This window comes from Amycolatopsis sp. CA-211722 (assembly GCF_056828465.1).
This window is the reverse complement of the sequence record NZ_CP184752.1, coordinates 8297696-8321521: the sequence shown is the minus strand read 5'-3', so window position 1 is coordinate 8321521 and position 23826 is coordinate 8297696. Positions and strand designations below refer to the sequence as shown.

Genomic DNA, 23826 nt, shown 5'->3' with positions numbered 1-23826 from the left:
GAACAGATGAGCGCCGATGACACCGCCGCCATGAAGGCGACCCTGGACGGTCTGGTCCGCGAGCAGTCGGAGCGCCGGGCGCTGCGGGACAAGCGCGCCGACGAGATCAAGGCGAGCTCGCAGGAGTTCATGACCAAACAGGTCGCGACCGCCCAGCGGTACGTCGAGCACCGGCGGGAGCTGGGGCAGCGCAAGACGAAGTCCGGCTGGAGCACCGACCGGTCGCACGCGCGGCCGGGGGCGGCGTCTCCCTTCGAAGACGAGCCCGTGGACATGGCGGCTCCGTTCGCTTCGGAGCCGCCTGCCCGCGCTGGGCGCGACACGCCCCGTCGCGCTCCCCGCGCACGTCCGGCCCCGGCGGACGACGAGGACGACGCCTTCCTCAACAACCGCTGGCGCGACTGAACCCGCCATCGGCACGGGTTTGCCCTCACCGCCCCGGGGTATCCGGGGCGGTGAGGCGAGCCGGAACGAACCGGCCGGATATCCAGGGCGGATGGGTTCATGGTCGACGTGAAGATGACGGTAGAGGCTTCCCCCGAGCGCGTGTTCGAGGTGCTCGCCGACGGCTGGACCTACGCGGCGTGGGTGGTGGGGGCGTCCCATATCCGTGACGTCGACGCGGGCTGGCCGGCCCGCGGAACACGCATCCACCACTGCGTCGGGACCTGGCCCCTCCTGCTCGACGACGTCACCAAGGTGCACGTCGCCGAACCGCCGAGGCTGCTCGAACTCGACGCGCGGGCCTGGCCCTTCGGCACCGCGCGGATCCGGCTGGAGCTGCGGGAAACCGTGCCGGGGAGCACGGAGATCCTGATGTCCGAGCAGGCCACCCGCGGGCCTGGCCGGGTGTTGCCGCAGGCCGCGCAGGCGCTCTTCCTGGTGCCGCGGAACCGGGAATCCCTGCGCCGTCTCGCGGATCTCGCCAAGGGCCGCGAAGCCGCTCAGCCGCCGGATTGATCTTGATGGCTCGGCCGTCCGAGCCGGATCCGGTCGCGCGGTGGGTCGAGCGGACGGCTGTCTCCCCGTCGCCCGGCGCGGATGGCGGCGAGCAGTTCCCCGATCGTGGCCGCCGCGTCGTGGCGAGGCCGCCAGCCGAGTTCCTCCCGTGCGCGCCGGGTGTCCACAAGGGACGCTCGGTCGGCGAGCCGCAGCCAGGACGGATGCAGTGGTTGCAGGCCGAGCCGCCAGCTCGGCCAGGCCAGTCCGGTCAGCAGCTTCAGCGGTACGGGAATCCGGAACCCGCCCGCCAGCGCGGCCAGATCGCGGCTCTCGAGGACGGGCTCGCCGGCGAGGTTGAACGCGCCGGTCGCACGGCGGTCGAGGATCGCCCTGATCGCTTGCGCCACATCGTCGGAGTGCACCACCTGCATCCGCAGCCCCGGCCACAACGGCACCGGCAGCCACTTGCCGCCGAGTGGTAACGGCGGCGCCAGCGGGCTGAGCAGCCACCTCGAGAATTCGGCCGCGGCGTCCGGCTGCACGACCCCGCACGGACGGATCCGCGCCACCCCGATCCCCGGATGATCGCGGCAGAATTCGTCCAATTTGGACTCGAAGGCCGCTTTCCCCGTGCTGTAGGCACTTTCGGGGAGACCGCCGCAGGGCCACTCCTCGGTCACCTCGGTCCGGCGGTCCGCCGGGGTGTAGGCGGCGACCGAGGACGCGCACACGACGTGCTTCACGCCCGCGTCGGCGGCCGCCCGAAGGACGTTCGCGCTGCCCGCCACGTTGGTCCGGCGCATCGCCGGATCGTCGGCGCGCGGATGGATGGCCCAGGCGAGATGCACCACGGCGTCGGCGCCGTCGAAGACCTCGGCCAGCCGCGGCCAGGCGTCGTTCGCGCCGACGTCCTGCTCGGCCCAGCCTGCCGAGGAGTAGGGCGTCACCGTCATGTCGGGGCGGCGGCGTGCCACTCCGAGCACATCGTGACCGTCTCCGGCCAAGGCCCGGAGCAGGGCTGTCCCGATGTTGCCGCTCGCGCCGGTGACGACGATCTTCATCGGTAGACGACCCGGTGCGCGGCACGCATCGTCGCGCGATAGACGGAACCGGCCCAGCCGTCCCTGGCCAGCGCCGCCCTGGCGGCGTTCGATCCGGGCGCGCCGTGCACCGCGCCACCGGGATGCGCCGACGCGGACGCCAGGAAGAGCCGGTCGACCGGGGTGTCCGCCCGGCCGAGACCGGGGACGGGCCGGAGGAAGAGCTGCTGCTGGATGGCCGCGGTCCCGGCGTTGATCGAACCTTCCACCAGGCTGTGGTTGCCTTCCTCCAGTTCGGCGGGCCCGGCGATCGCCCGGCCCGCGATCAGGCCGCGGAAACCGGGCGCGTGCTTCTCGATGACCTCTTCCATCCGGTCCGCGTGGCGGCGCAACCGGGAAGCGGACCAGGGCTCGCCCCTCGGCACATGCGTGTAGGCCCAGGCCGATTCGGTCCCGGCGGGGGAGCGGGTCGGATCGGCGGTGGTCATCTGCCCGAGCAGCAGGAACGGCTCGTCCGGCACCCGGCCGCACGCGAGGTCGTTGGCGATCCCGGCGAGGCCGTCGAGGTCCGCTCCGATGTGGACGGTCCCCGCCTCGCCGACTTCCGCGGCGCTCCACGGGATGGGCGAGGACAGCGCCCAGTCCACCTTGATGGTGGCGTCGTCCCAGACGAACCGGTCCAGATCGGACACCAGCCGCGGGGGAAGGTGCCCGGTGCCGACCAGATCCCGGTAGAGCACCGGAGCGGGGACGTCGGCGAGCACCGCCCGGCGGGCGCGTACCGTTCGTCCGTCCGCGGCCCGGACCCCCACCGCCCGGCCACCCGAGAGCGTCACTTCGGTGACCGGCGTGCCGCAGACGATCTCCCCGCCCTTGGCGGACAGGCGGTTCACCAGCGCGTCGGTCAGACAGCCCGCCCCGCCCTCCGGCACCGGGAACCCGACGTCCTGACCGAGCATGGTCAGCAGCCAGCCGAAGACACCGCTTCCGGCCTGGTCGGGACCGAGGTCGGTGTGCATGGCGTTGCCCGCGAGCAGCAGCCGGGCGCCCTCGCCGTCGAACTTCTCCTTGCCGAGGCCACGGGCGGTCAAGGTCAGCATCCTCGCCAGCCGGAGCGCTTCGGCCGTGCCGAGCGTCTTGACCAGCCGCGCCCCCGGCCGCACCGGCGGGAAGGGGCGCACGATCGCGTCGAGCAACGGCTCGCGCAGGCGCCGCCAGTTCGCGTGTTCGGCCCGCAGGTTGTCCGCGTCCCGCTCGTCGAACTGCGCCACGGAACGGGCCGTGCGGTCGAGGTCGCGGAACTGCAGGACGTACCTGTCATCGGGCAGCACATGCGCCAGCACCGCCGGCGCGTGCCGCCACCGCAGGCCGTGCTCCTCGAGATCCAGCCCGGCGAGCACCGGCGACGCCGCGCCGAGCGGGTAGAAGGCGCTGTAGACGTCGTTGCGGAAACCCGGCGCGGTGAGCTCCTCGGTCCGCACCGCGCCGCCGGGCCTGGCGGTGGCCTCGACGACCAGGGTCTCCCACCCGGCGTCGGCCAGGAGATTGGCGGCGACGAGGCCGTTCGGCCCCGATCCGATCACCACGGCGTCGACTTCCATGATCAGGGCATACCCCGGAGGAGCGGATTCAACCCCTGCCGTTCGACTGCGCCTGGATGGCCAGCCATGCCTCGTGCTGCTCGTCGGTCTTGGTCCAGAGGGCCGCCAGTTCGTCGGCGCCGAAGTCCTCCACCGGGATTCGGAACTCCCGCAATGTCTCGGCGAACTCGTCGAGAGAGGACAGGGTGTGGCGCTCGCCGTCGCCGCGTTTGATCGTGCGCGCGCGAAGAGCCAGCTCACGGCCGTCACGATGATGTTGAGCCAGCAGCACCTTGGCGAACGGGGAGTCCGGCGACGTGATCTCGGGTCGTTCGGTGAACTCGGTGACTTCACGGGGCTCGGTGCGGTAGTCGCAGGAGTCGACCGTGCCACCGGGATGGTGATGCATCCGCCAGGTCTCGCCGTCGAGGCGTTCGATCCGGAACTCCAGTTCTCCTTGCCGGTACGTGCCTTCCCGCATCGGAAGGGGCTCGAGGAACGCGTCGCCGATCCCGGTGTCGGCGAGCCAGGTCTCCCCGCCGACGTCGATCAGCAGGGCGATGTGGTTGCCCCACTGGCCTTCGCCGCGGGTCGAGCGCAGGACGGCGGCTTCCACGACGGTCACCTCGAAACCGGCCGCCCGCAGCAGAAGGGCGAGCGCGCCGTTCATCTCGTAGCAGAGCCCGCCGCGGCGACGGCGTGTGAACTTGTCGGTCAAGGCTTCCGGGCCGAGCAGGATCGTCCTGCCGAGCTGGAGGTCGAGGTTCTCGTAGGGCACTCGCAGCCGCCACGTCCGGTGCAGGTTCCGGAGCGTGGCCAGATCCGGCCGGACGGGCTCGCGGTAGTCCAGCCGGTCGAGGAACGCGTCGAGGGTCATCCGGCTCTCCTTGGGTAGATTGACTCTAAAATTAGAGTAGCTCTAATTTTGGCGTCGATCCAGTACGCTGGCGTCATGACCGAGCCGGTGGGTTTGCGGGAACGGAAGAAACGGCGCACCCGGAAGGAGCTGATCGAGACGGCGTACCGGCTTTTCGAACGGCAGGGCTACGACCGGACGACCACCGCCGAGATCGCCGCGGCCGCCGAGGTGTCCACCGCGACGTTCTTCAACCACTTCGCGACGAAGGAAGACCTGCTCCTCACCGGCGACGGCGAACACATCCTGCGCGTGGGCCTCGACGTGCTCGCTTCGCGCGAGGCGGGCGAGACGCCGGGCGGGCTTCTCCGGCGCGCCATGCTCGGGATGCTCGCCGAGGCGGGCGAAGGTCTCCGCGATCCGGGTGCCGAGCCCGAGCGGATCCGGCTGGACCTGATCACGTCGGTGCCGTCGGTGCGCGCGGCGATGCTGCAGCGCGCCTTCGACGCTCAGGAGCGGCTTTCGGCCGCGCTGTGCCAAGCCTGCGAGATCGACGAGGTGGACGCCGCGGCGCTGGTCGGTGCCGCCACCGGGGCGGTCTTCGCCGCCGGGCGGGCGGCACTCCGCCTCGGGACTCCGCTGGACGAGGCGATGCGGCGGGCGATCGAGCTCGCAACGGCCTGACCGCGCGGGTTTCACGAACGGTGCCAGGCGATCCCGCGGTAGGCGGAGCCGGCCGGCGCGAAACCGTAGCCGGTGATGACGGTGCCGGTCGCGTTGATGTGCTGGGCCACGATCGCGGTGATACCGCGAGGCGACGGGAGCGGGCAGGGCGTCGCGTCCGCGTCCCAGCGCACCGGCCGCACCGTTCCCTCGCTGACGGACTCGCCGACGACGGTCCCGGCTTCGTCGACGTCGAAACACGTACTGGCGGCGTCCGACGGCAGGGGCCGGAGGACGGTGGGCCGTCCGTCGCGATCCCAGCGCGCGCCGATGCCGCGCCGCCCCGAGGTGAGGCCCCAGCCGATCGCGACACCCCGTCCGGTGATCCGGACGACCTGCCCGGCGGAGAACTCCGGGTCCCCGGTCAGCAGGACGGTGCCTCCGTCGCGGTTCCACACGACGCCGTCGCCGAGGATGGCTCCGGAGTCGGTGATCCCGCAGGCCGTCGCGCGGCGGGGCGGGGGCAGGGTGCTGATCTTCCCTGAGGGCGTCCAGCGCACCGCGGTGCGGACGCCCGAGCCGTTCCTGGCCGATCCGACGACCTCGTCCAGCCCGTTCAGGTCCTGTCCCTGCGTCTCGCCGCCCCCGGGCAGGGTGGCGAGTTCGACGGTTTCCCCGCCGGGTTCCCAGCGCAGCGCCCGCCAGCGGTGGCCGGGCCACATCGCGTTGCCCAGGATCGACCCCCGCGCGTTCACCCGGCACGCCGTGCCGGAGAGCGCCCCGTCGGGGAGTTCGAGCGCGCGTACCCGCCCGTCCGGCCGCCAGCACACGGGCCGGAGGTGCTCGCCGGACAGGAGCGAACCCGCGATGACACCCGCGGCGTTGACGCCCACCGCGCGCCCGCCGGAGCAGCCGTCGAGGAGAGGCAACGCCGTCGGAAACCCGTCACGGTCCCAGCGCACCGGCCGTGACCCCGATTCGCCCACGATCACCCCGGCGTCGTTCACGCCGTAGGCGCCGGTTCCCTCGCCGCCGGAGAGCGGCCGCAGGCCGACCGCCGTGAAACCGGGTCCCTCGGGCATCGGATCGGGCACGAGTGGGCAGCCTAGTGTGACCGCGCACGCGATGGGGAAACTTACACTGACCGGGTGACGTGGCGCTCCACAATGGACCGGTTCACGGGATGAGGACGATCCTGCCGAACACTTCGCCGTCGTCCATCTTCCGGTGCGCCAGAACGGCTTTCTCCAGCGGCAGCACCTCGTGTACCACCGGGCGCAGTTCGCCGCGCGCCGCCGCGCCGAACTGCTTCGCGCTCACGGCCAGCCGCTCCGGTTCGGGGATCGAGTCCGCGCTGAAGGTCGCGAACGACAAGGACTTCCGGAAGTTCGCCAGCAGTTTCGCGCCGAAGTCCGCCGGGGGCATGCCCGCGACCACACCGACGGCGACCATCCGGCCGTTCGGATTCAGCCGGTCGAAGAAGGACGGCATGTCCACACCGGACACGATGTCGACGATGACGTCGTAACCCGAGGGCCCCGTCCCCTCTCCGGACCGGTCGAGGACGTGGGTCGCCCCCAGTTCGCGCAGGCGGTCGCCGCGTTCGGCCGAGGACGTCGTGACCGCCACCGCGCTCGCGCCACCGTGCGCCGCGAGCTGCACCGCCATGATCCCGATACTGCCCGCCGCCCCGCGTACCAGCACCGATTCGCCCGGCGCGAAGGGGGCGCGGGCGAGCGCGAAATGGGCCACCATGCCGGAAGTCCCGATGGCCACCGCGTCGGTGGCGGGCAGGTCGTCGGGGAGCGGGAGGATCTTGTCCGCCGGCACGGCCACGCGTTCGACGTAGCCGCCGCCCTCGCCGGTGAACGTCCAGACCCGCCGCCCGGCCAAGGCCGGATCGACGCCGCCGCCGACCGCCGTGACGGTGCCGGCCACCTCGTTGCCGGGGACGAATCCTTCCTGGAAGCCGTAACCGGCGAGTGCGCCGCTGCGGATCACGGTGTCGACACCGCCGACACCGATCGCTTCCACGTCGATCAGCACTTCTCGCTCGGCGGGGACGGGGGAGGGAACGTCGATCACGGCAAGGCCCTCGGGGGCGCCGAACGTCCGGATCTCGACTGCGCGCATTTCTTCTCCTGGTCGTCGGTAACTGGTCCGGCGGACGTTAACGGACGCCCCCGTCCGTTTTGGCTAAAGTGAGAGTGGTGACCGGCCACTTGCCTCGGATCCCGCGCTCGGACGCCGTGGACAACCGCGAACGCATCCTCGAAGCGGCCCGCGCGCTGTTCGCCACCGAAGGCCTGAACGTGCCGCTGCGGGAAGTCGCGCGTCGCGCCGAAGTCGGCCCCGCCACGCTGTACCGCCACTTCCCGACCAAGGAGATCCTGGCGACGGAGGCGTTCGCCGAGCAGATGCGCACCTGCCAGGTCGTCGTCGACGAGGGGCTCGCCGATCCGGATCCCTGGCGCGGTTTCTGTTCCGTGATCGAGAAGATCTGCGAGCTGCATGCGCGCGACCGGGGCTTCACGGCGGCCTTCGTCTCGGCGTTCCCCAAGGCGGTGGACTTCACCGCGGCTCGCGACCACGCGCTCAAGGCGATCGCCGAGCTGGCCGGCCGGGCCAAGGACAGCGGCGAACTGCGCCCCGATTTCGTTCTCGACGACCTGATCCTCATGCTCATGGCCAACAACGGGATCCAGGCCGCTTCGGCGGCCGCGCGGGTGGCGGCGTCCCGCCGGTTCGCCGCACTCGTGATCGAGGCCTTCCGGGCCGTGCCGGAACGGTCGCCGCTGCCACCGGTGGCACGGCTGGCGCTCGTGCTGCCGGAAGTGACCCGCTGAGTCATTTCCGGCGGGCTTCCAGTCCTTCCAGGATGAGGTCGAGGCCGTAGGCGAATTCCTTCGTGTGGTCGTAGCCCGGCCGCTGGGCGTGCTCGGTGATCACCTCGGCCAGATGAGGGAACTCGTCCCGCGGCAGGCTGTCCAGGATGTCGTCCGCGACCGCCGGGACGTCTTCGCTCAGCGGGAGATTCGACTCCTGCAGCACGAATCCGCCGATGTAGCTGTCGATGAGCGAGACGGCGTGCACCGCCATCGGGATCGAGAACCCAGCCCGCCGAAGGACGCCGAGGACGGCGTCGTGGTGGCGTAACGTCGCCGGGCCCGGATTCCGCCGGGAGTCCATGAGACCCAGCGCCCAGCTATGCCGCGAAAGGACCGACCGTGCGGACGAAGCACGCGCGCGGATCGCCTCACGCCAATCACCGGTTCCGGGGTCCGGCAGTTCGATCGCCGCGAACACCGCGTCGACGACGCCGTCGAGGATCGCGTCCTTGTTCGGCACGTGGTGGTACAGCGACATGGCCTCCACGCCGAGGTGCTGCGCGACCTTGCGCATCGTCATCGCCTCCACGCCGCCGCGGTCGGCGACTTCGATCGCGGCCGTCAGTACGCGTTCCCTGGTGAGTGCTCGGCGAGGCGGCATGTTGACAACCTTACAGGTGTAAGCCAACCTTACGTGCGTAAGGCCATCGAGAGGAGAGACCGATGCCGATGCCGAGATGGGTGGGCCACGTCAACAAGCGGGTGTTCAATCCCCGTGCGATCGCCGCCGGGAAGTACCCGGTGCTGATCCACGTCGGCCGCACTTCGGGAAAGACCCGCCACACGCCACTCGACGCGCATCCCGTCGACGGCGGCTACCTGTTCATCCCGGTTTACGGCCCGGAGGCGGACTGGGTGCGCAACATCCTGACCGCCGGGGAGGCACGGCTCCGGATCGACGGGCGGGAAGTGGACCTCACCGGCCCGCGGCTCGTCGGGGCGGACGAATTCCCCGACGGCGTGACCCGTCCGCCGAAACTGCTCCGCGTCACCGAATTCCTCCGGATGGACCTGAAACCCTGAGAGGACCCTGTGCTCCATTGGTACCGGGGAGGGAGGAGGCATCGTCCTCCAAGCCGATGCCCGATGTGCCCGTGGCTTCGTAGTTTTGCCGGTATGAAACGCACTTCAGTGGTCATGGCCGTGCTTTGCGCGGCAACGCTCGTTTCCCCGGCCGTCGCGTCCGCGGCGCCATCGCTGCAACGGACACTGCAGCGCGACGCCGACACACTCGTCGCGAACGGGTCGCCCGGCGTGCTCATGGAGGTCAGCACGGACAAGGGCGGCGTCAAGGTGCGCAGCGGCCACGGCGATCTGCGGACCCGGACCCCGGTGCCGTGGAACGGCCACTTCCGGATCGCGAGTTTCAGCAAGACGTTCCTGGCCGCGACGATGCTCCAGCTGGTCGGCGAGGGACGGCTTTCCTTGGAGGACACCGTCGATCGGTGGCTGCCCGGGGTGGTGAGCGGGAACGGCAACGACGGCAAGGCCATCACCGTCCGGCAGCTGCTGCAGCACACCAGCGGGCTGCACGACTACATGGCGGAACTGGATGTCTTCACGGAGAAGGGTTTCCTGCGTCATCGGTTCGACGAGCTCAGCGCGGCCGATGCGGTGAAACTGGCGGTCGGAAAGCCGCCGGAGTTCGCGCCGGGGACGAGCTGGGGGTACTCCAACACCAACTACGTGCTCGCCGGGATGGTGACCGAGAAGGTGACCGGGCGGGGCTGGCGGCAGGAGATCATCGACCGGATCGTCCGCCCGCTGGACCTGCGCGAGACCACCCTGCCGTACACGTCGCCGTTCATCCCGGCGCCGCACGCGCGAGGGTACGACCGGTTCGTCGTCGAGGGCTCGAATCCGCCGCAACTCGGACGGCGGGTGGACGTGACGCTGATGAATCCGTCGATGGGCGGGGGAGCGGACGGGTCGATCAACAGCACCACCGAGGACGGCAACAAGTTCCTCCGGGCACTGCTGGGTGGCAAGGTGCTCCCGCCGCCGATGCTGGCCGAGATGAAGAAGACCGTGCCCGCGGCGGGGCTCGGCGAGTACGGGCTCGGTCTCCGGAAGTCGGCGAGTTCCTGTGGTGGCTACTGGGGTCACGGCGGCGCGCTGCCCGGCTACCTGACGGGCAACGGCGTGACCGAGGACGGCAAGCGCAGCGTGATGGTCTCGCTGAACACGCTCACGCCGTACAACCCCGGCGCCCCGCTGCCGGAGGTGCATCCGCTGGAGCCGGTGATCGACCACGCGCTCTGCGGCCGCTGACCCGCCCTCGTGAGTGGTAAGGACGGTTAGAACCGTCCTTACCACTCACGAGGCGGTGGCGCCAGTGCCGCTTCCAAGCACGCGAGTTACGTGCCTGATCACGCGAGTTACGCCTTCACGCACGTCGCGCACCTGCGTTGCGAGTCCGTGAAGACAACCCTCCTTGAGGGACCCAGAGTCCCTCAAGGAGGCCTTCACGGACTTGAGAGTCGTCACGTCAGCCCCACAGGCACCCACAGTCACAGCAATTGCGCGTGAAAGCCCCCTTCCCTCGGCTGAGCCGAGGAAACTCGGCCTTCACACCTTCCCGAGTACATGAAGGCCCCCATCCTTGCGCCTCGTTACAGGAAGGGGTCCTTCATGTACCGGGCTGGGGATGACCGACGTTGCGATCGCCCCTCACGAGCCCCAGGACCTCGCGGCCTCCACCAGGGCCTTGACGCACTCCGCGACCGCGGGCCGCGTTTCCCCGTGCGGCTGCACCGCGTAGAGCTGCCGATGCAGCACCGGTTCCAGCGGGGCGCACACCACGGTCGGCGGCGCGATCGTGGTGGCCATACCCGGCACCAGCGTGACCGCGCCGAGCCCGGCGACGACGGCGAACTGGGTGCCGAACCCGCTGACCGTATGCCGCACGATCGGTTCGATCCCGCGTTCCCGCAGCGTCTGGCGGATCCAGGCGTTCGCCAGCGTCGGCCGCGCCCAGGCGACCCAGATCTCCTCCGCGAGGTCCTCGGCGCGCACCGGATCCCCGCCGGCCAGCGGATGCCCGGCCGGCAGCACGATCATCGCCGAGTCGTCGCGCAGTTCGGTCCAGCGGGTCGCGGGAGGCCGGGTGAGCGGCAGGTTCTCCCAGCTCTCGACGACCACGACGTCGAAGACGCCGTCGGCCAGCGCGGGAAGGGCGACTTCGGGCTCGACCTCGTGCAGCCGCGCCTCGATACCGGGATGGCGGACGGCGAGACCGGTGAGCGCCGGCGCGATGAACGTGTGCACCCCGGACGGAATGGCGCCGATCTCGACCACCCCGGTCGTCTCGCCGGTCAGGGAGTCCAGATCCGCGCGGGCGGCGCGGAGTTCGGCGAGCACCCGGTCCGAGCGCTGCGCCAGCAGCAGCCCCGCCGGGGTGAGCCGCACGCCGCGGCCGTGCCGGACCAGCAGCCCGGTGCCCGCCTCCCGCTCCAGTTTGGTCAGCTGCTGGGAGATCGCCGACGGCGTCACATGCAGCAGCTCGGCGGCCGCGGCGAGCGATCCCCGCCGCCACACCGCGTGCAGCATCCGCAGCCGTTCCACATTGGACAGATCGCCACTCATTAGCCGAGCTTAACCCTCGGGGTAAGAGGATCTCGCTGGTCCTGTCCGCCGCCGTGCGATCGAATCGAAGGCATGCGGCACATCGGATTCTTCGTCGATCCGAGGACACAGGGAGTCCTCGGCGCCCTCGCGATCGCCCTCTCCGCCCCGCTCGTCGCGCTGTCCGGGGTCAGCTCGACGACGGCGACGTTCTTCCGCTGCCTGTTCGCGTTGCCGATCCTCGTGGTGCTGGCGCGTGCACGGGAGCGTGGACAGCGCCCAGCCCCGGCAGCGCGGCGGCGCCACGTGCTGGCAGGGGTCCTGCTCGGCGTCGACATGGTGCTGTGGAGCGAGGCGATCCTCTCCGTCGGCGCGGGAGTGGCCACGGCGCTGGTCAACGTCCAGGTCGTCCTCGTCCCGCTGGCCGGTCTGCTGTGGTTCGGCGAGCGGCCGCCGCGGGCGTTCTGGCTGTCCATCCCGGTGATGCTGGCGGGAACCGCGCTGGCCGGTGGGCTGGCGGACGGCGGCGCCGCGGGCAGCGATCCGTGGTACGGCACCGTCATGGCGGTGCTGGCGGGAGTCGCCTACGCCGGTTACCTGATCCTGCTGCGCCGCGCCGGATCCGACGGCGGCGGGCGCACGACGATGCTCGCCACCGCGACCGCGGCGTCGGCGAGCGTCGGCGGCCTTTCGGGCCTGTTCGCCGGAAATCTCGATGTGACGCCGCCGGTTTCGGCGTTGCTGTGGCTGTTCGTGCTGGCGGTGACCGGTCAGGTGCTCGGCTGGCTTCTGATCGGACGCGCGCTGTCCGCCCTGCCCGCGAGCGGCGGGTCCGCCGTGCTGATGCTGCAACCCGCGGCCGCGATCCTGTTCGGCGCCGCCCTGCTCGGCCAGTGGCCGACCCCGCTGCAGCTGGCGGGTTGCGCGCTCGTCGTCGCCGCGGTGGGCGCCGTCTCGTTCCTCGGCGGCCGGTCGTCAGGGAACCACCAGCACCGGCCAGTGCCCGGTCCTGATGAGCTTGGTCGCGACCGACCCCGCGAACCGGTGACCGGCCTGCTGTGAGGCGCCGACCACGACGGTGTCGACCTTGCCGCGGTCGGCGGTGTCGCGGAGCACGGTGTACGGATCGCCGTAGGCCTTCAGGAAGCTGACCGGCACTTCCAGCTCTTCGGCGGCCTCGCGGATCTGCTCGCGGATCTCTTCGTGGAGCCGCACCGCCGTGTCGAGTTCCACCGTCGCCGCGACCGCGGGACCGAGCGCCGGACGGCAGACGAAGGCGACGAGCATCCTGCTGCCCTCCCGCCGTGCCATGCCGAAGGCGAAGGCGGCCGCCCGCATCGCCGTGTCGGAGCCGTCGACCCCGGCCAGGATGGCCCGCCCCGGGTGGTGCCGGGGCGGGCCGAAACGCTCCACAGTGGACTCGAAGGCGCCGTTCATCGCGCGACCGGGACTTCCGATTCCGCCTCCACGTCCAGTGTGGTGCGCAGCGTGAGCGGCTTGAGCAGCAGTGCCGCGATCACGCCCACGACACCCACCGCCGCGGAGATCAGGAAGATGTGCGCGGTCGCGTCGCCGTACACGGTGTGCACGATCGTCTGGACCTCCGGTGGGAGTGCCTTGAGGTTCAGCGCGCTGACGCTGCCCGTCGACGCACTCCCCGCCGGTACGTGCAGCGCGGTGGACAGGTCGGCGGTGACCCGGTTCGCGAGCACCGCGCCCAGCACCGAGACGCCGATGGTGCCGCCGAGCGACCGGAAGAACGTGACCGAAGCGCTGGCCGCGCCCAGATCCCGCAACGGCACGGTGTTCTGCACCGCGAGGACGAGGTTCTGCATCGTCATGCCGACACCGACGCCGACGATCGCCATCGCGACACCGATCAGCCAGAGCGGCGAGGCGTGGTCGACGGTGCCCAGCCCGAGGAAGCCGATCACCAGGGTGATCGTGCCGGCCACGATGTACGGCTTCATCCTTCCGGTGCGGCTGATCAGGCGTCCGGAGACGGTCGACGAGACGAGCACGCCGCCCATCAGCGGAATGGTCAGCAGTCCGGCTTCGGTGGGGGAGTAGCCCCGGCCGACCTGGAAGTACTGGCCGAGGAACACCGCGCCGCCGAACATCGCCATCCCGACCGCGAGGCTCGCGATGATCGCCAGCGCCGGGGTGCGCCGGGTGATGATGTGCAACGGGACGACGGGTTCGCGGACCTTCCGTTCCACCAGCACGGCGAAGGCGAGGAGCACGGCGCCGCCCGCCACCATGACGGCCGTCTGCCACGAGAGCCAGTCGAAGCCGTTGCCGACGAAGGAGACCCAGATCAGCAGGACACTCACGCCCGCCGCGATCAGGCCCGCGCCGAGGTAGTCCACCTGGACGCCTTCCCGGCGTACGGTCTCCAGCTTCAAGGTCCGTTGCAGCACGATGAACGCCGCCACCGCGATCGGCACGCCGACGAAGAAGCACCAGCGCCAGCCGAGCCAGGGCACGTCCACGATCAGGCCGCCGAGCAGCGGCCCGCCGACCGTGGCGACCGCCATGACCGCGCCGAGGTAACCGTTGTAGCGGCCGCGTTCCCGCGGCGGGATGATCGCCGCGATCACGACCTGGACCAGTGCCTGAAGGCCGCCGACGCCGATGCCCTGGAACGCGCGGGCGGCGATCAGCTGCCCGGTGTTCTGGCTGAACCCGCTGATCGTCGACCCGATCACGAAGATCACGATGGCGATCTGGACCAGCGTCTTCTTGTTGAACAGGTCGGCGAGTTTGCCCCAGATGGGGGTGGTGGCCGTCGCTGCCAGCAGGGTGGCCGTGACCACCCACGTGTACTGCGTCTGCGTGCCGTTCAGCGAGCCGATGATCAGGGGCAGGGCGGTCGACACGACCGTCGAGCTGATCATCGCGACGAGCAGCGCGAGCAGCAGGCCGGACAGCGATTCGAGCACCTGCCGGTGTCCCATCGCCCCTGACGGTGCCTCGGTCTTCATGGCGTCCTTTCGAGCGGCGGTCTTTGCTCATTGTGCAAACTTGCACAGTGAGAACTTTATTCCCCTCGCTACGCTGTTCTCGTGGACACCCTCGACACGCTGCGCACCCGCAAGAAGGCGGCGACGCGGCAATCGCTGCACGAGGCCGCGCTCCGGCTGGCGATGGAGCACGGGCTGGACGGAGTGACCGTCGAGGACATCGCCGACGCGGTGGGCGTGTCCCGGCGGACGTTCTCGAACTACTTCGCGAACAAGGAGGACGCGATCCTGCACGCCGACCGCGAGCGCACCGGCCTGCTGGTGTCGCTGGTCGAGGGCAGGCCGCCGGGTGAAAAACCCTGGCAGGCGCTGCGGGCGGCCTGCCGGGAGCTGTACCGCGCGCACCCCGTCCCCGATCGTGAATGGGTGGCGCAGCTACGGCTGCTGCGGCGGCATCCGTCGTTGCTCGCGCGGCAGGCGGGCGACCAGTTCGCCCTCGAACGCGACCTGATCGCGGTGCTGATCGCCAGGGGGCACGGCCTCGATCAGGAGCTGGCCAGGCTCACCGCGGCGACCTTCCTGGCGACGTTGCGGACGGGCAACGTGCTGTGGCTGGAAGGTCCGGAAGAGCGGCCGCTTCCCGAGCTGGTGGACCGATTGCTGGGCCGCGTTCAGCTTCGGTGACCGCTTCAGATCGAGCCGGTGCGCAAGGCGAAGGCGACGGCGTGCGTGCGGTTGTGCAGGCCGTACCGCGCCATCACCCGGTGGAGGACGTTCTTCACCGTGCTCTCCGAATAGGCGAGTTCGGCCGCGATCTCTTCCGTGCCATGGCCGTCGGCCAGCAGGCGGAGGACTTCCCGCTCCCGGTCGGACAGGCCGGACAGCGCCAGGCCGTTCGGTACCAGCAGGTCTTCCTGGATCCGTTCGAGCTGGGAGAGCAGGCTGCCCTGCAGGCGCGGCGGCAGCGCGCCCGCGCCCTGGCTGACCGCGAGGATCGTCCGTGCCAGCTGCTCGCCGTCGAGATCGCGCCGCGGCAGCAACGCGGCCATCCCGCATTCGATCGCGGTCATCAGCACCTGCACCGGGAAATGGTCGGTGACGATCACGCATCTCGGTGGCGTCGCGAGTGACGACGCGGCGCGAACCTGGCGCAGGAAGGCGAAAACCCCGTCGCCGATCGAATCCCCGACCGTGACGACGACTTCGGCGGACCCGGTTTCGGTGTCGGGCAGCACGTCCAATCGCTCATCGGCGCCGAGGATGCTCGTCGTGCCGAGCCCGGCCAGCGGATCCGGGGCGTACACGGCGACTCTGACGCGCTCGGTCCTCCTGCTGATCTTCTCCCCGTGAATCATTGCGAAGTCCCTGTCCGGAGCGGCAGCGTTAATAGCTATTGCGGTACTTAGAAGCTATAACTCTGCAACGGTGCGTGTCAACCGCGGCCGGCGGCGACGTCACAGGGCAAGACGCCCGGCGGGCGGGAAAGGTTCATCGCGAAGGTGATCGGGTCACCGGGAGGTGAGGTCGTCCAGTTCGTCCGCGATCAACAGGTCGGGGTCGAACTTCATCCCGGTGAAGTGGCCGGCGAGTTCGAGCGAGAGCACACCGTGCACGCGGGTCCAGAAAGCGAGCGCGCGGTGCAGCGTCGACGACGGGGCCGGATCGTCGCCCGCCCACTCGCGATGGCCGTCCAGATGCTCGTCGAACGGGGTTTCCGGCTTGTCCACGGTGATCGCGCGGCACGCTTCGAGCAGCACCGCCATGACCTCGCGCGAGATGGCGGTGGTGTCCTCGGGCGCGTGGTAGCCGGGCACGGGGGTGCCGTAGATGAGGAAGTAGCGCTGCGGGTCGCTCCTGGCCCAGTCCCGGATGGTGACGGCGAGCCCGGCCAGATCGGCGCCGCCGTCGAACGCCGCGCGAACGGCGTCGGCGAGGCTCCGGTACGCGTCGCGGATGAGCGCGGTGATGAGATCGTCGCGGCTGGCGAAGTACCGGTACAGGGCGGGGCCGCTCATCCCGACCTGTTTGGCGATCGCGTTGAGGGACAGCGCGGGCACCCCGGCGGCGGCGATCTGCTGCCACGCGTGCTGCTTGATCTCCGCGCGCACCTGATCGCGATAGCGCTCCCGCGGGCTCTTCCCGTCCGCGTCCGTCATCGGTCCTCCCGCTCTCTCGGCCCGAAGCTTAGTTGGCGCTCCGCGGGCAGGAGCGCCAGTTCGGCGGATGCCTGCTCGCGCAGCGCGCCGGACGACGGCCCGGCGGAGAGGTCCACGGCCAAGGTGAGGCACTCTCTGGCTTCCTCGAAAGCGCCGGCCTCCCGCCAGGCCCGCCCCTCACGGAAGGCGCAGGTCGCCTCCAGTGCGTCGAAACCGCCTTCCCACGCGAGCCATCGGCCGGTGCGGTAGTGGCCCGCCGCCTCCCGCCATTCGGCGAGATCGCCGAGCACGTCACCGATGGCACGCAGGGTCAACGCCTTCAGCAGCCGATGGAAAGCGGGATACGTGTCGCCGGCCAGCCGCTCGGCGTCGGAAAGCACGGCCCGGTGCACGGCGAGCGCTTCGGCCTGTCGTCCGGCGTTGAGCAGCGCGCGCCCGTAGATGTTCCTCGCCGTGGTTTGCCCGTGCCAGAACGGAAGTTCGTTCGCCAGCTCGTATCCGCGCTTCGCGAATCCGAAGGCTTCGTCGTCCTTTCCGGTCAGCCGCAGCACTTGCCCCAGGCAAATGGACGCCCAGGTCTCCTCGACCGGGTCGCCGATCCCGACGGCGAGGTCCAGCGCCCGGCGGTGCGCCGCCACGGCACCCTCGTCGTCACCGAGACAGACACTGGCGGCCCAGCCGACGAAGTTGAGCAGCTTCGCCTCGGCCCGTGTGTCGCCGAGCGCCTTCGCCGCGGCCGCGCCGAGCGAGAAGATCTCCCACCACGGCCGCTGGGCGCTCCGCCCGTCGGAGTACCAGTGCAGCGCGACGGCGAGGTCCCGGACCTCCCGGTGGCGCCCCTTCCGCGCCGCGATCCGATGCGCGGCGACCCAGTTGCCGCCCTCGGCCTCCAGCCAGCGCGCGCTCTCCTCCCGAGAGCCGAACCGGCCGTTCTCCGGCGCTTCGGGGTAGAACAACCTGGCCGCTTCCGCCGCCTTGTCGAGCAGATGGGCGAGCACGATGTCCCGCGCGGCCGGTTGCTCCTCGGCCTCGCACCGTTCCTCGGCGAACAAGCGGATCAGGTCGTGGAACTGGTACCGCTCCGGTTCCGCCGTGCTCTGCAGGAGGCTGGCGTCGACGAGTTCGTCGAGCTGGTCACGGACGTCGGCGGGCGAAGCGCCGGAGACGACGACCGCGAGTTCGAGGCCGAAGTCGGGGCCGGGCACGGTCGCCAGCAGCCGGAACAGCCGCCGCGCCTCGGCCGAGACCGCGCGATAGGACAGGTCGAAAGCCGAGCGCAGCCGCAGATCCCCCGCCGCGAGCGCGCGCAGGCGGGTGCTTTCGTCACGCAGCCGGTCGGCCAGATGGGCCAGGGACCACTGCGGCCGGGTGGCGAGCCGGTTGCCCGCGATCCGGAGCGCCAGCGGCAGATACCCGCACAGCTCGGCGAGTTCGCGGGCCGCGGCGGGCTCCGCGCGCACCCGGTCGGCGCCGACGATCTTGGCGAGCAGGCTGGTCGCGCCCTCGTCCGAAAGCGCGTCGAGCCCGAGCCACCGGGCGCCTTCGAGCCCGGCGAGCGTCCGGCGGCAGGTGATCAGGGTGAGAGAGCCGGGCCCGGTGACCAGAAGCGGGCGGATCTGCGCTTCGTCGGCCGCGTTGTCGAGCAGCAGCAAGACCTTGCGGCCGTCGAGCAGCATCCGCAGCAACGCCGACCGTTCGGCTTCGGAGGCGGGCACCTGCCCCGGTGCGACGTCCAGCGCGCGCAACAACCGGTCGAGCGCGGTCCCGGCGCTCAACGGCTGTTCGTCCATCCCGCGCAGGTCCACCGCGTAGCCCCCGTCCGGGAATTCCGCGCGCCACCGATCCGCGGCGGTCACCGCGAGCGCGGTCTTCCCGACCCCGGCCTGCCCGACGATCGCGACCACGCCGCCACCTTCGGCGACCTTCGCGGACAGCTGCTCCAGCTCGCTTTCGCGGCCGGACAGATCCGTGGTCGGCGCGGGCAGCGCGCAGGTCGCCGCGATCTGGGCGGCCAGCGCCGGATTCCGGCGACGTCCCTGTTTGGCGACGGTGAGGAAGAACTCCCGGTCGCCGCCGGTCAGGCCGAGCGCGTCGGCCAGCACCTCGGCGGAGCGTTGCTGGGCGGCTCGCGCGCGGCCGCGCTCCAGCTCGCGCAAGGCTCGGACACTGATACCGGAGGCCTCGGCCAGGCGCCCCTGCGTCCACCCCGCGGCCCGCCGGTGTTCGAGCAGGAGCTTGCCGAACACCGACCGCTTCTCGTTCGCCTCCACCGCGACCCATTCAACCGGCAGGCTTCCGTCGAGGAAAAGCTGCCCCCTCCTTCCGCTTGTCCGGCCTTCTCGGGGGCCGGTTACCTGGAGGCATGTCGACGATCATGACGACGCCCGTCCGCCCGGTACTCCGGGCCGAGCAGATCCGGGTCGCCGTGCACGCCGCGGACCCGCTCGTGCGGGCGGGGCTGCGCAGCGCGCTCGGCGACGGGCCCGGCATCAGCTTGCGTGACGACCCGGCGACGGCGGACGTCCTCGTCGCGGTGGCGGGCGACGACCCGCGGCGCATCCCGGCCGGGTCCGCCCGGCTGGTGCTGGTGGCCGATCAGCCCAACCAGGCCGAACTGTGGGCCGCGGTGGAACGCGGGCTCGCCGTCGTCGTCGCGCGTTCCGAGGCGACGCCGGGGCGGCTGCTGCGCGCAGTCGCCGACGCCCACGCCGGCCGGGGCGATCTGCCCGCCGAACAGCTCGGCAGCCTGCTGCGCGGGATTTCGAGGCTGCACAAGGAAGTCCTTCAGCCCCGCGAACTCACCCTCAGCGGCCTGTCGCCCCGCGAGACCGAAGTGCTCCGGCTGCTCGCGGAAGGATTCGACACCGGTGAGATCGCCCGTCGGGTGGCTTACTCGGACCGGACCGTGAAGAACATCCTGCACGGCCTGCTCAGCCGGTTCAATCTGCGCAACCGCACCCATGTCGTGGCGTACGCGCTGCGCGAGGGGCTCATCTGAGCGGGTTCAGATGACCCCTTCCCGGATCGCGTAGGCCACCGCGTGCGACCGGTTCCGCAGCCGCAGCCGGTCGGTGACGGCGTAGATGACGTTCTTCACCGTTCGCTCCGAATAGGCGAGTTCGGTGGCGATCTCCTGGGTGTCGAGCCCGTCGGCCATCAGGCGGAGAACGTCGATCTCCCGCGAGGAGAGCGCCGCCCCGGCGGGTACGTCCGGCGCGAGTATCTCCCGGTGCAGCCGTTCGGCGTGTTCGGCGAGCCTGCCGAGCAGATCCCGCGGTGGGTACCCGGCGGCCGAGGCCGCGACACGGACGCTGTCGGCCACCCGGGAGTCGGTCATCGCCGACCTCGGCAGGATGGCGACCACCCGGCACGCCACCGCCGCCGCGAGGCCGCCCTCCTCGATCCGGTCGGTCACCAGCACGATCGGCCTGCCGAATTCGGCGGTGGCCGCACGCAACGCGCCGACCGCGTCGGCGGAAAGCCGGTCGAACGCGGCGACGACGACATCGGTCTCGTCCCGCGCCCGGTCTTCGACCACCCGCACGGACGGGCGCGCCGCGAGGAGGTCGGCCAGGCCGGCCTTCGTGATGGGGTCCAGTGCGCAGACGCTCACCCGGACTGATCGCATATGTCCTCTTATGTCCACTGTGGATCTTCGATTTGTCAAGAGCCGCAGGGACAAAAAGCGTTGCCCACCTGAGCGAGCGCTGCTCTTGTACGGTGGGAACCGGGTAGCGGCCCGCCTCGGGTGACCCCCACACTCGATGGCGGGTCGCTTCCTTTTCCGCGCGGCTCGTGGCGATTCTGGTCCGCCGTGAACGATCCCGGCAACGCGTTCGCCCGCGTCCTGCTTCCCCCGCCAGCCGAGACTGGTCGAAGGGGCAAAACCGCCCTGACCTGCATCGACGCCACTTTGGCACAGGGGTGGCGCCAAATTGGCCTTGCCGTGGCGCCATGATGGTGCCATGATGGCATCATGGATTTGACGCCCTTTGTGGACAACGTTCGCCGGGAACTCGCCGTCGCCGCCGAGGCGGGGGGAGCCGAGGCGAGCGCGCTCGCCGAACGCCTGACCGCGCCGCTCGCGTCGGCCATTCGTCTCGCGCTGCTGGACGCGCTGTCCGCCGCGTCGGACGAGATCACCCGTGACCTCGCGCCGGGTTCGGTCGAGGTCCGGTTGCGTGCCGGGGAAGCCAGCTTCGCCGTCACGCCGCCCGCGGCCGGACAGGCCGAACAGGCCGAGCCGGTCGCGGCCGCCGCGCCGGAACCACTGCCTGAGGACGAAGGCGCCACCGCGCGGATCAACTTCCGGCTCCCGGAGAACCTCAAGACCCGCGTCGAGGAAGCCGCGGCCGCGCAAGGCCGTTCGGTCAACGCGTGGCTCGTGCGTGCCGCTTCCGCGGCGCTGAACCCGTCGGAACGGGCCATGCCGCCCGCCCCGGCGAGCGGCGGCCGTCGCGGCGCGCAGCGCTACACCGGCTGGGTCAGCTAGACCCTTCAGACCAGCACAAACACCGATCACACCACCTTCGAGGGGACAACCATGCCTTCTTTCGCCACCCCGGAACCCATTCTCGCGGACCTCGATCCGGTCGTCGGCAACGTCCGCATCGTCGCCGGCGACCGCACCGACACGGTCGTCGAAGTGGCGCCACTCGACGAGAACAACGAGTCCGACGTCGATGCCGCCAGGCGGACCGTCGTCGAATTCTCCGGCGGCACCCTGACCGTCCGCGCGCCGAAGATGCGCCTGCTCGACTTCTCCAACCGGACGAGGTCGATCGACGTGACCATCGAACTGCCCGCCGGTTCCCGGGTGCAGGGGAGCACCGGGCTCGGCGACCTGACCGTGACCGGCCGGATCGGCGGCTGCCGCTACCGGTCCGGGACCGGGCACATCCGGCTCGATCACGCCGGCGAGCTGAAACTGCACTCCGCGTCCGGGAACATCGTCGTCGAGCACGCCGACGGCAACGTCGACATCAGCACGAGTTCCGGACGCGTGCACGTCGGCGGGGTCGCGGGCACCGCGGTGGTCAAGAACTCCAACGGGATCACCACGATCGGGACCGCCGCCGACTCGATCCGCGTCCGCTCCGCCAACGGCGACATCACCGTCGACAGGGCCGAAAGCGGCGTCGAAGCCAAGACCGCCAACGGTTCCGTCCGCGTGCTCGACGCGGCCAGGGGCACGCTCACCCTCGAGACGTCGCTGGGCGACATCGAGGTCGGCATCCGCGAGGGCAGCGCGGCCTGGCTCGACGTGAACACCCGTTTCGGCCGTGTCGTCAACGACATGACCGCCGCCACCGAGCCCGGCGCCGCGACCGACAAGGTCGAGGTCCACGCCGGCACGTCCGTCGGCGACATCGTCGTCCACCGTTCCTGAAGGGATCCCTGATGAGAAACCCGGCGATTTCCGCCACCGGCTTGCGTAAGGCCTACGGCGACAAGGTCGTCCTGGACGGCATCGATCTGCACGTCCCGGCGGGCACCGTCTTCTCGCTGCTCGGCCCCAACGGCGCGGGCAAGACCACCACGGTCAACATCCTGTCCACTTTGGTCACTCCGGACGCCGGCACCGCGACCGTCGCCGGCGCCGACCTCGGCACCGACCCGGACGGTGTCCGCGCCGCCATCGGCCTCACCGGCCAGTTCTCCGCCGTCGACAATCTCCTCACCGGCGAGGAGAACCTGTTCCTCATGGCGGATCTGCACCATCTGCCGCGCCGGGCGGGACGCGAGCGCGCCGCCGAACTCCTGGAGCGCTTCGAACTGTCCGACGCCGCGAAGAAGACGCCGTCCACCTTCTCGGGCGGCATGCGCCGCAAACTCGACCTGGCGATGACGTTGATCGGCGATCCGAAGGTCATCTTCCTCGACGAACCGACCACCGGCCTCGACCCGCGCAGCCGCCGCACGATGTGGGAGATCATCCGGGACCTCGTCGACGGCGGGGTGACGATCTTCCTCACCACCCAGTATCTGGAGGAAGCCGATCAGCTCGCGGACCGGGTCGCCGTACTCGACGGCGGCCGGATCGTCGCGCTGGGCACGCCCGACGAGCTGAAGCGACGCGTCCCCGGCGGGCATATGCAGCTGAAGTTCCCGGACACGGTTTCCCTGCGTGACGCGACCCGCGTGCTTCGAGTGTCCACTTCGGACGATGAGGCGCTGGTGCTCCGCGTGCCGACCGACGGCACCGTCGCCGACCTGCGCGCCGTCCTCGACCGCCTCGACGCCGAATCCGTCGCCGTCGACAGCCTCACCGTGCACACGCCGGACCTCGACGACGTGTTCCTCAGCCTCACCGGTCACCGGACCGACGCCACCAAGGAGATGGCCCGATGAGCACCCTGTCCCTTTCGATGCGCGACTCGGCGACCATGCTGCGCCGCAACATCCGGCATATGCAACGGTATCCGTCGCTCACCATCATGCTGATCGGCCAGCCGATCGTGTTCCTGCTGCTGTTCGTCTACGTTTTCGGCGGCACGCTCGGGAACGGGCTCGGCGGCGGAGGCGGCAGAGCCGAATACGTCGGCTACGTCACGCCCGCCATCCTGCTCGTGACCGTGTGCAGCGCGGCTCTCGGCACCGCGATCTCGGTGGCGACGGACATGACCGAAGGCATCATCGCGCGGTTCCGCACGATGGCGATCAGCAAGGCGTCGGTACTGACCGGGCACGTCGTCGGCGCGCTCATCCAGACCGCGTTCGCGCTCGCCGTGGTCTTCGGGGTCACCCTGCTCGTCGGTTTCTCGCCGACGGCGGGAGTCGGTGACTGGTTCGCGGTCGTCGGCCTGCTGTTGCTGCTGACCATCGCGCTCACCTGGCTTTCGGTGGCGCTCGGCCTGGCGGCCAAGAGCGTGGAGACGGCCAGCAACACGCCGATGATCTTCATGCTGCTGCCGTTCCTCGGCAGCGGGTTCGTGCCCACCGACTCGATGCCGGCGTGGCTCCGCTGGTTCGCCGACTACCAGCCGTTCACGCCGGTCATCGAAACCATCCGCGGACTGCTGCTCGGCACCCGGATCGGCGGCAGCGGCTGGCTCGCGATCGGGTGGTGCGTCCTGCTCTCGGTCGTCGGATATCTGTGGTCGAAGTCCTTGTTCGCCAAGGAACGCGACCGCTGAACCGAGACCTGAACTGGGGGTCGCCCCGGGCCGGGAAT

At 70.6% G+C, this 23826-nt stretch carries 26 protein-coding genes; 13 read left to right on the top strand and 13 right to left on the bottom strand.

From position 1 onward, the window contains the following. Positions 1–6: 6 nt before the first annotated feature. Positions 7–405, top strand: a complete 399-nt coding sequence (locus ACOCEP_RS38070; RefSeq protein WP_482334668.1) for a hypothetical protein — start codon at positions 7–9, stop codon at positions 403–405. A 99-nt stretch (positions 406–504) separates the two neighbouring features. After that, positions 505–960 carry an SRPBCC family protein gene (locus ACOCEP_RS38065; RefSeq protein WP_482334666.1) on the top strand — a complete coding sequence of 152 codons (456 nt, stop codon included), beginning with the start codon at positions 505–507 and terminating at the stop codon, positions 958–960. On the opposite strand, the gene ACOCEP_RS38060 is transcribed toward ACOCEP_RS38065, so the two are convergent. Genes ACOCEP_RS38060 through ACOCEP_RS38050 form a run of 3 tightly spaced genes read right to left on the bottom strand, consistent with a single transcriptional unit; the run spans position 945 to position 4439 of the window. Then, entirely contained in the window at positions 945–2003 is a 1059-nt protein-coding gene (locus ACOCEP_RS38060) for an NAD-dependent epimerase/dehydratase family protein (RefSeq protein ID WP_482334664.1), read from the bottom strand. The two genes, ACOCEP_RS38065 and ACOCEP_RS38060, sit on opposite strands and share 16 nt — an antisense overlap. Further along, entirely contained in the window at positions 2000–3583 is a 1584-nt protein-coding gene (locus tag ACOCEP_RS38055) for a phytoene desaturase family protein (protein ID WP_482334662.1), read from the bottom strand. The genes ACOCEP_RS38060 and ACOCEP_RS38055 overlap by 4 nt, the downstream gene beginning before the upstream one ends. A gap of 28 nt (positions 3584–3611) precedes the next feature. After that, the gene (locus ACOCEP_RS38050) at positions 3612–4439 is read right to left on the bottom strand and encodes an arylamine N-acetyltransferase family protein (RefSeq protein WP_482334660.1); all 828 of its coding nucleotides are present in this window, start codon (positions 4437–4439) and stop codon (positions 3612–3614) included. Between the two features lie 75 nt (positions 4440–4514). Between ACOCEP_RS38050 and ACOCEP_RS38045 the strand changes: the two genes are divergently transcribed. After that, entirely contained in the window at positions 4515–5102 is a 588-nt protein-coding gene (locus ACOCEP_RS38045) for a TetR/AcrR family transcriptional regulator (RefSeq protein ID WP_482334658.1), read from the top strand. Positions 5103–5113: 11 nt separating this feature from the next. On the opposite strand, the gene ACOCEP_RS38040 is transcribed toward ACOCEP_RS38045, so the two are convergent. Continuing rightward, positions 5114–6175, bottom strand: coding sequence for a hypothetical protein (locus ACOCEP_RS38040; RefSeq protein ID WP_482334656.1), 1062 nt, complete (start codon positions 6173–6175; stop codon positions 5114–5116). Between the two features lie 82 nt (positions 6176–6257). Further along, positions 6258–7214 (bottom strand): zinc-dependent alcohol dehydrogenase family protein, encoded by a 957-nt coding sequence (locus tag ACOCEP_RS38035; RefSeq protein WP_482334654.1) that lies wholly within the window; start codon positions 7212–7214, stop codon positions 6258–6260. A gap of 77 nt (positions 7215–7291) precedes the next feature. Here ACOCEP_RS38035 and ACOCEP_RS38030 point away from each other — a divergent pair, with 77 nt between their 5' ends. Then, positions 7292–7927: a TetR/AcrR family transcriptional regulator gene (locus ACOCEP_RS38030; RefSeq protein ID WP_482334652.1), complete on the top strand. Its 636-nt coding sequence runs from the start codon at positions 7292–7294 to the stop codon at positions 7925–7927. A 1-nt stretch (position 7928) separates the two neighbouring features. Here the strand turns inward: ACOCEP_RS38030 and ACOCEP_RS38025 are convergent, their stop codons facing one another. Continuing rightward, positions 7929–8570, bottom strand: a complete 642-nt coding sequence (locus ACOCEP_RS38025; RefSeq protein WP_482334650.1) for a TetR/AcrR family transcriptional regulator — start codon at positions 8568–8570, stop codon at positions 7929–7931. Between the two features lie 62 nt (positions 8571–8632). Between ACOCEP_RS38025 and ACOCEP_RS38020 the strand changes: the two genes are divergently transcribed. Together ACOCEP_RS38020 and ACOCEP_RS38015 are read left to right on the top strand one after the other, a co-directional pair. Next, complete coding sequence (locus tag ACOCEP_RS38020) at positions 8633–8992, top strand: nitroreductase/quinone reductase family protein (RefSeq protein ID WP_482334648.1); 360 nt, start codon at positions 8633–8635, stop codon at positions 8990–8992. 93 nt (positions 8993–9085) lie between these two features. Then, positions 9086–10240, top strand: coding sequence for a serine hydrolase domain-containing protein (locus tag ACOCEP_RS38015; RefSeq protein WP_482334646.1), 1155 nt, complete (start codon positions 9086–9088; stop codon positions 10238–10240). Positions 10241–10639: 399 nt separating this feature from the next. On the opposite strand, the gene ACOCEP_RS38010 is transcribed toward ACOCEP_RS38015, so the two are convergent. Further along, positions 10640–11554: a LysR family transcriptional regulator gene (locus ACOCEP_RS38010; protein ID WP_482334644.1), complete on the bottom strand. Its 915-nt coding sequence runs from the start codon at positions 11552–11554 to the stop codon at positions 10640–10642. A gap of 72 nt (positions 11555–11626) precedes the next feature. Here ACOCEP_RS38010 and ACOCEP_RS38005 point away from each other — a divergent pair, with 72 nt between their 5' ends. Next, the gene (locus tag ACOCEP_RS38005) at positions 11627–12595 is read left to right on the top strand and encodes a DMT family transporter (protein WP_482334642.1); all 969 of its coding nucleotides are present in this window, start codon (positions 11627–11629) and stop codon (positions 12593–12595) included. Here ACOCEP_RS38005 and ACOCEP_RS38000 read toward each other — a convergent pair. Beyond that, on the bottom strand, positions 12509–12970 hold the full coding sequence (locus ACOCEP_RS38000; RefSeq protein WP_482334640.1) for a universal stress protein: 462 nt from the start codon (positions 12968–12970) through the stop codon (positions 12509–12511). The genes ACOCEP_RS38005 and ACOCEP_RS38000 overlap by 87 nt on opposite strands. Beyond that, a complete protein-coding gene (locus tag ACOCEP_RS37995; RefSeq protein WP_482334638.1) occupies positions 12967–14517 on the bottom strand; it encodes an MDR family MFS transporter in 1551 nt (516 codons plus the stop codon). Before ACOCEP_RS37995 ends, ACOCEP_RS38000 begins: the two co-directional genes overlap by 4 nt. Positions 14518–14598: 81 nt before the next feature. Here ACOCEP_RS37995 and ACOCEP_RS37990 point away from each other — a divergent pair, with 81 nt between their 5' ends. Further along, on the top strand, positions 14599–15180 hold the full coding sequence (locus ACOCEP_RS37990) for a TetR/AcrR family transcriptional regulator (protein WP_482334636.1): 582 nt from the start codon (positions 14599–14601) through the stop codon (positions 15178–15180). A 5-nt stretch (positions 15181–15185) separates the two neighbouring features. On the opposite strand, the gene ACOCEP_RS37985 is transcribed toward ACOCEP_RS37990, so the two are convergent. The 3 genes from ACOCEP_RS37985 to ACOCEP_RS37975 all read right to left on the bottom strand — a co-directional run bounded on the left by ACOCEP_RS37985 (position 15186) and on the right by ACOCEP_RS37975 (position 18922). Next, the gene (locus ACOCEP_RS37985) at positions 15186–15851 is read right to left on the bottom strand and encodes a helix-turn-helix transcriptional regulator (RefSeq protein WP_482334634.1); all 666 of its coding nucleotides are present in this window, start codon (positions 15849–15851) and stop codon (positions 15186–15188) included. Between the two features lie 153 nt (positions 15852–16004). Continuing rightward, a complete protein-coding gene (locus tag ACOCEP_RS37980) occupies positions 16005–16652 on the bottom strand; it encodes a TetR/AcrR family transcriptional regulator (RefSeq protein WP_482334632.1) in 648 nt (215 codons plus the stop codon). Further along, on the bottom strand, positions 16649–18922 hold the full coding sequence (locus ACOCEP_RS37975) for an ATP-binding protein (protein ID WP_482334630.1): 2274 nt from the start codon (positions 18920–18922) through the stop codon (positions 16649–16651). The genes ACOCEP_RS37980 and ACOCEP_RS37975 overlap by 4 nt, the downstream gene beginning before the upstream one ends. 92 nt (positions 18923–19014) lie before the next feature. On the opposite strand from ACOCEP_RS37975, the gene ACOCEP_RS37970 reads away from it, so the two are divergent. Beyond that, positions 19015–19650 (top strand): helix-turn-helix transcriptional regulator, encoded by a 636-nt coding sequence (locus ACOCEP_RS37970; RefSeq protein WP_482334629.1) that lies wholly within the window; start codon positions 19015–19017, stop codon positions 19648–19650. 6 nt (positions 19651–19656) lie between these two features. Here ACOCEP_RS37970 and ACOCEP_RS37965 read toward each other — a convergent pair whose 3' ends face one another. After that, positions 19657–20280, bottom strand: coding sequence for a helix-turn-helix transcriptional regulator (locus ACOCEP_RS37965; RefSeq protein ID WP_482334627.1), 624 nt, complete (start codon positions 20278–20280; stop codon positions 19657–19659). Positions 20281–20628: 348 nt separating this feature from the next. Between ACOCEP_RS37965 and ACOCEP_RS37960 the strand changes: the two genes are divergently transcribed. Genes ACOCEP_RS37960 through ACOCEP_RS37945 form a run of 4 tightly spaced genes read left to right on the top strand, consistent with a single transcriptional unit; the run spans position 20629 to position 23788 of the window. Beyond that, positions 20629–21144: an Arc family DNA-binding protein gene (locus tag ACOCEP_RS37960; protein ID WP_482334625.1), complete on the top strand. Its 516-nt coding sequence runs from the start codon at positions 20629–20631 to the stop codon at positions 21142–21144. A 51-nt stretch (positions 21145–21195) separates the two neighbouring features. Further along, a complete protein-coding gene (locus ACOCEP_RS37955; protein WP_482334624.1) occupies positions 21196–22041 on the top strand; it encodes a DUF4097 family beta strand repeat-containing protein in 846 nt (281 codons plus the stop codon). Positions 22042–22052: 11 nt separating this feature from the next. Next, positions 22053–23003, top strand: coding sequence for an ATP-binding cassette domain-containing protein (locus tag ACOCEP_RS37950; protein ID WP_482334622.1), 951 nt, complete (start codon positions 22053–22055; stop codon positions 23001–23003). Then, on the top strand, positions 23000–23788 hold the full coding sequence (locus ACOCEP_RS37945; protein ID WP_482334620.1) for an ABC transporter permease: 789 nt from the start codon (positions 23000–23002) through the stop codon (positions 23786–23788). The genes ACOCEP_RS37950 and ACOCEP_RS37945 overlap by 4 nt, the downstream gene beginning before the upstream one ends. Positions 23789–23826: the final 38 nt, after the last annotated feature.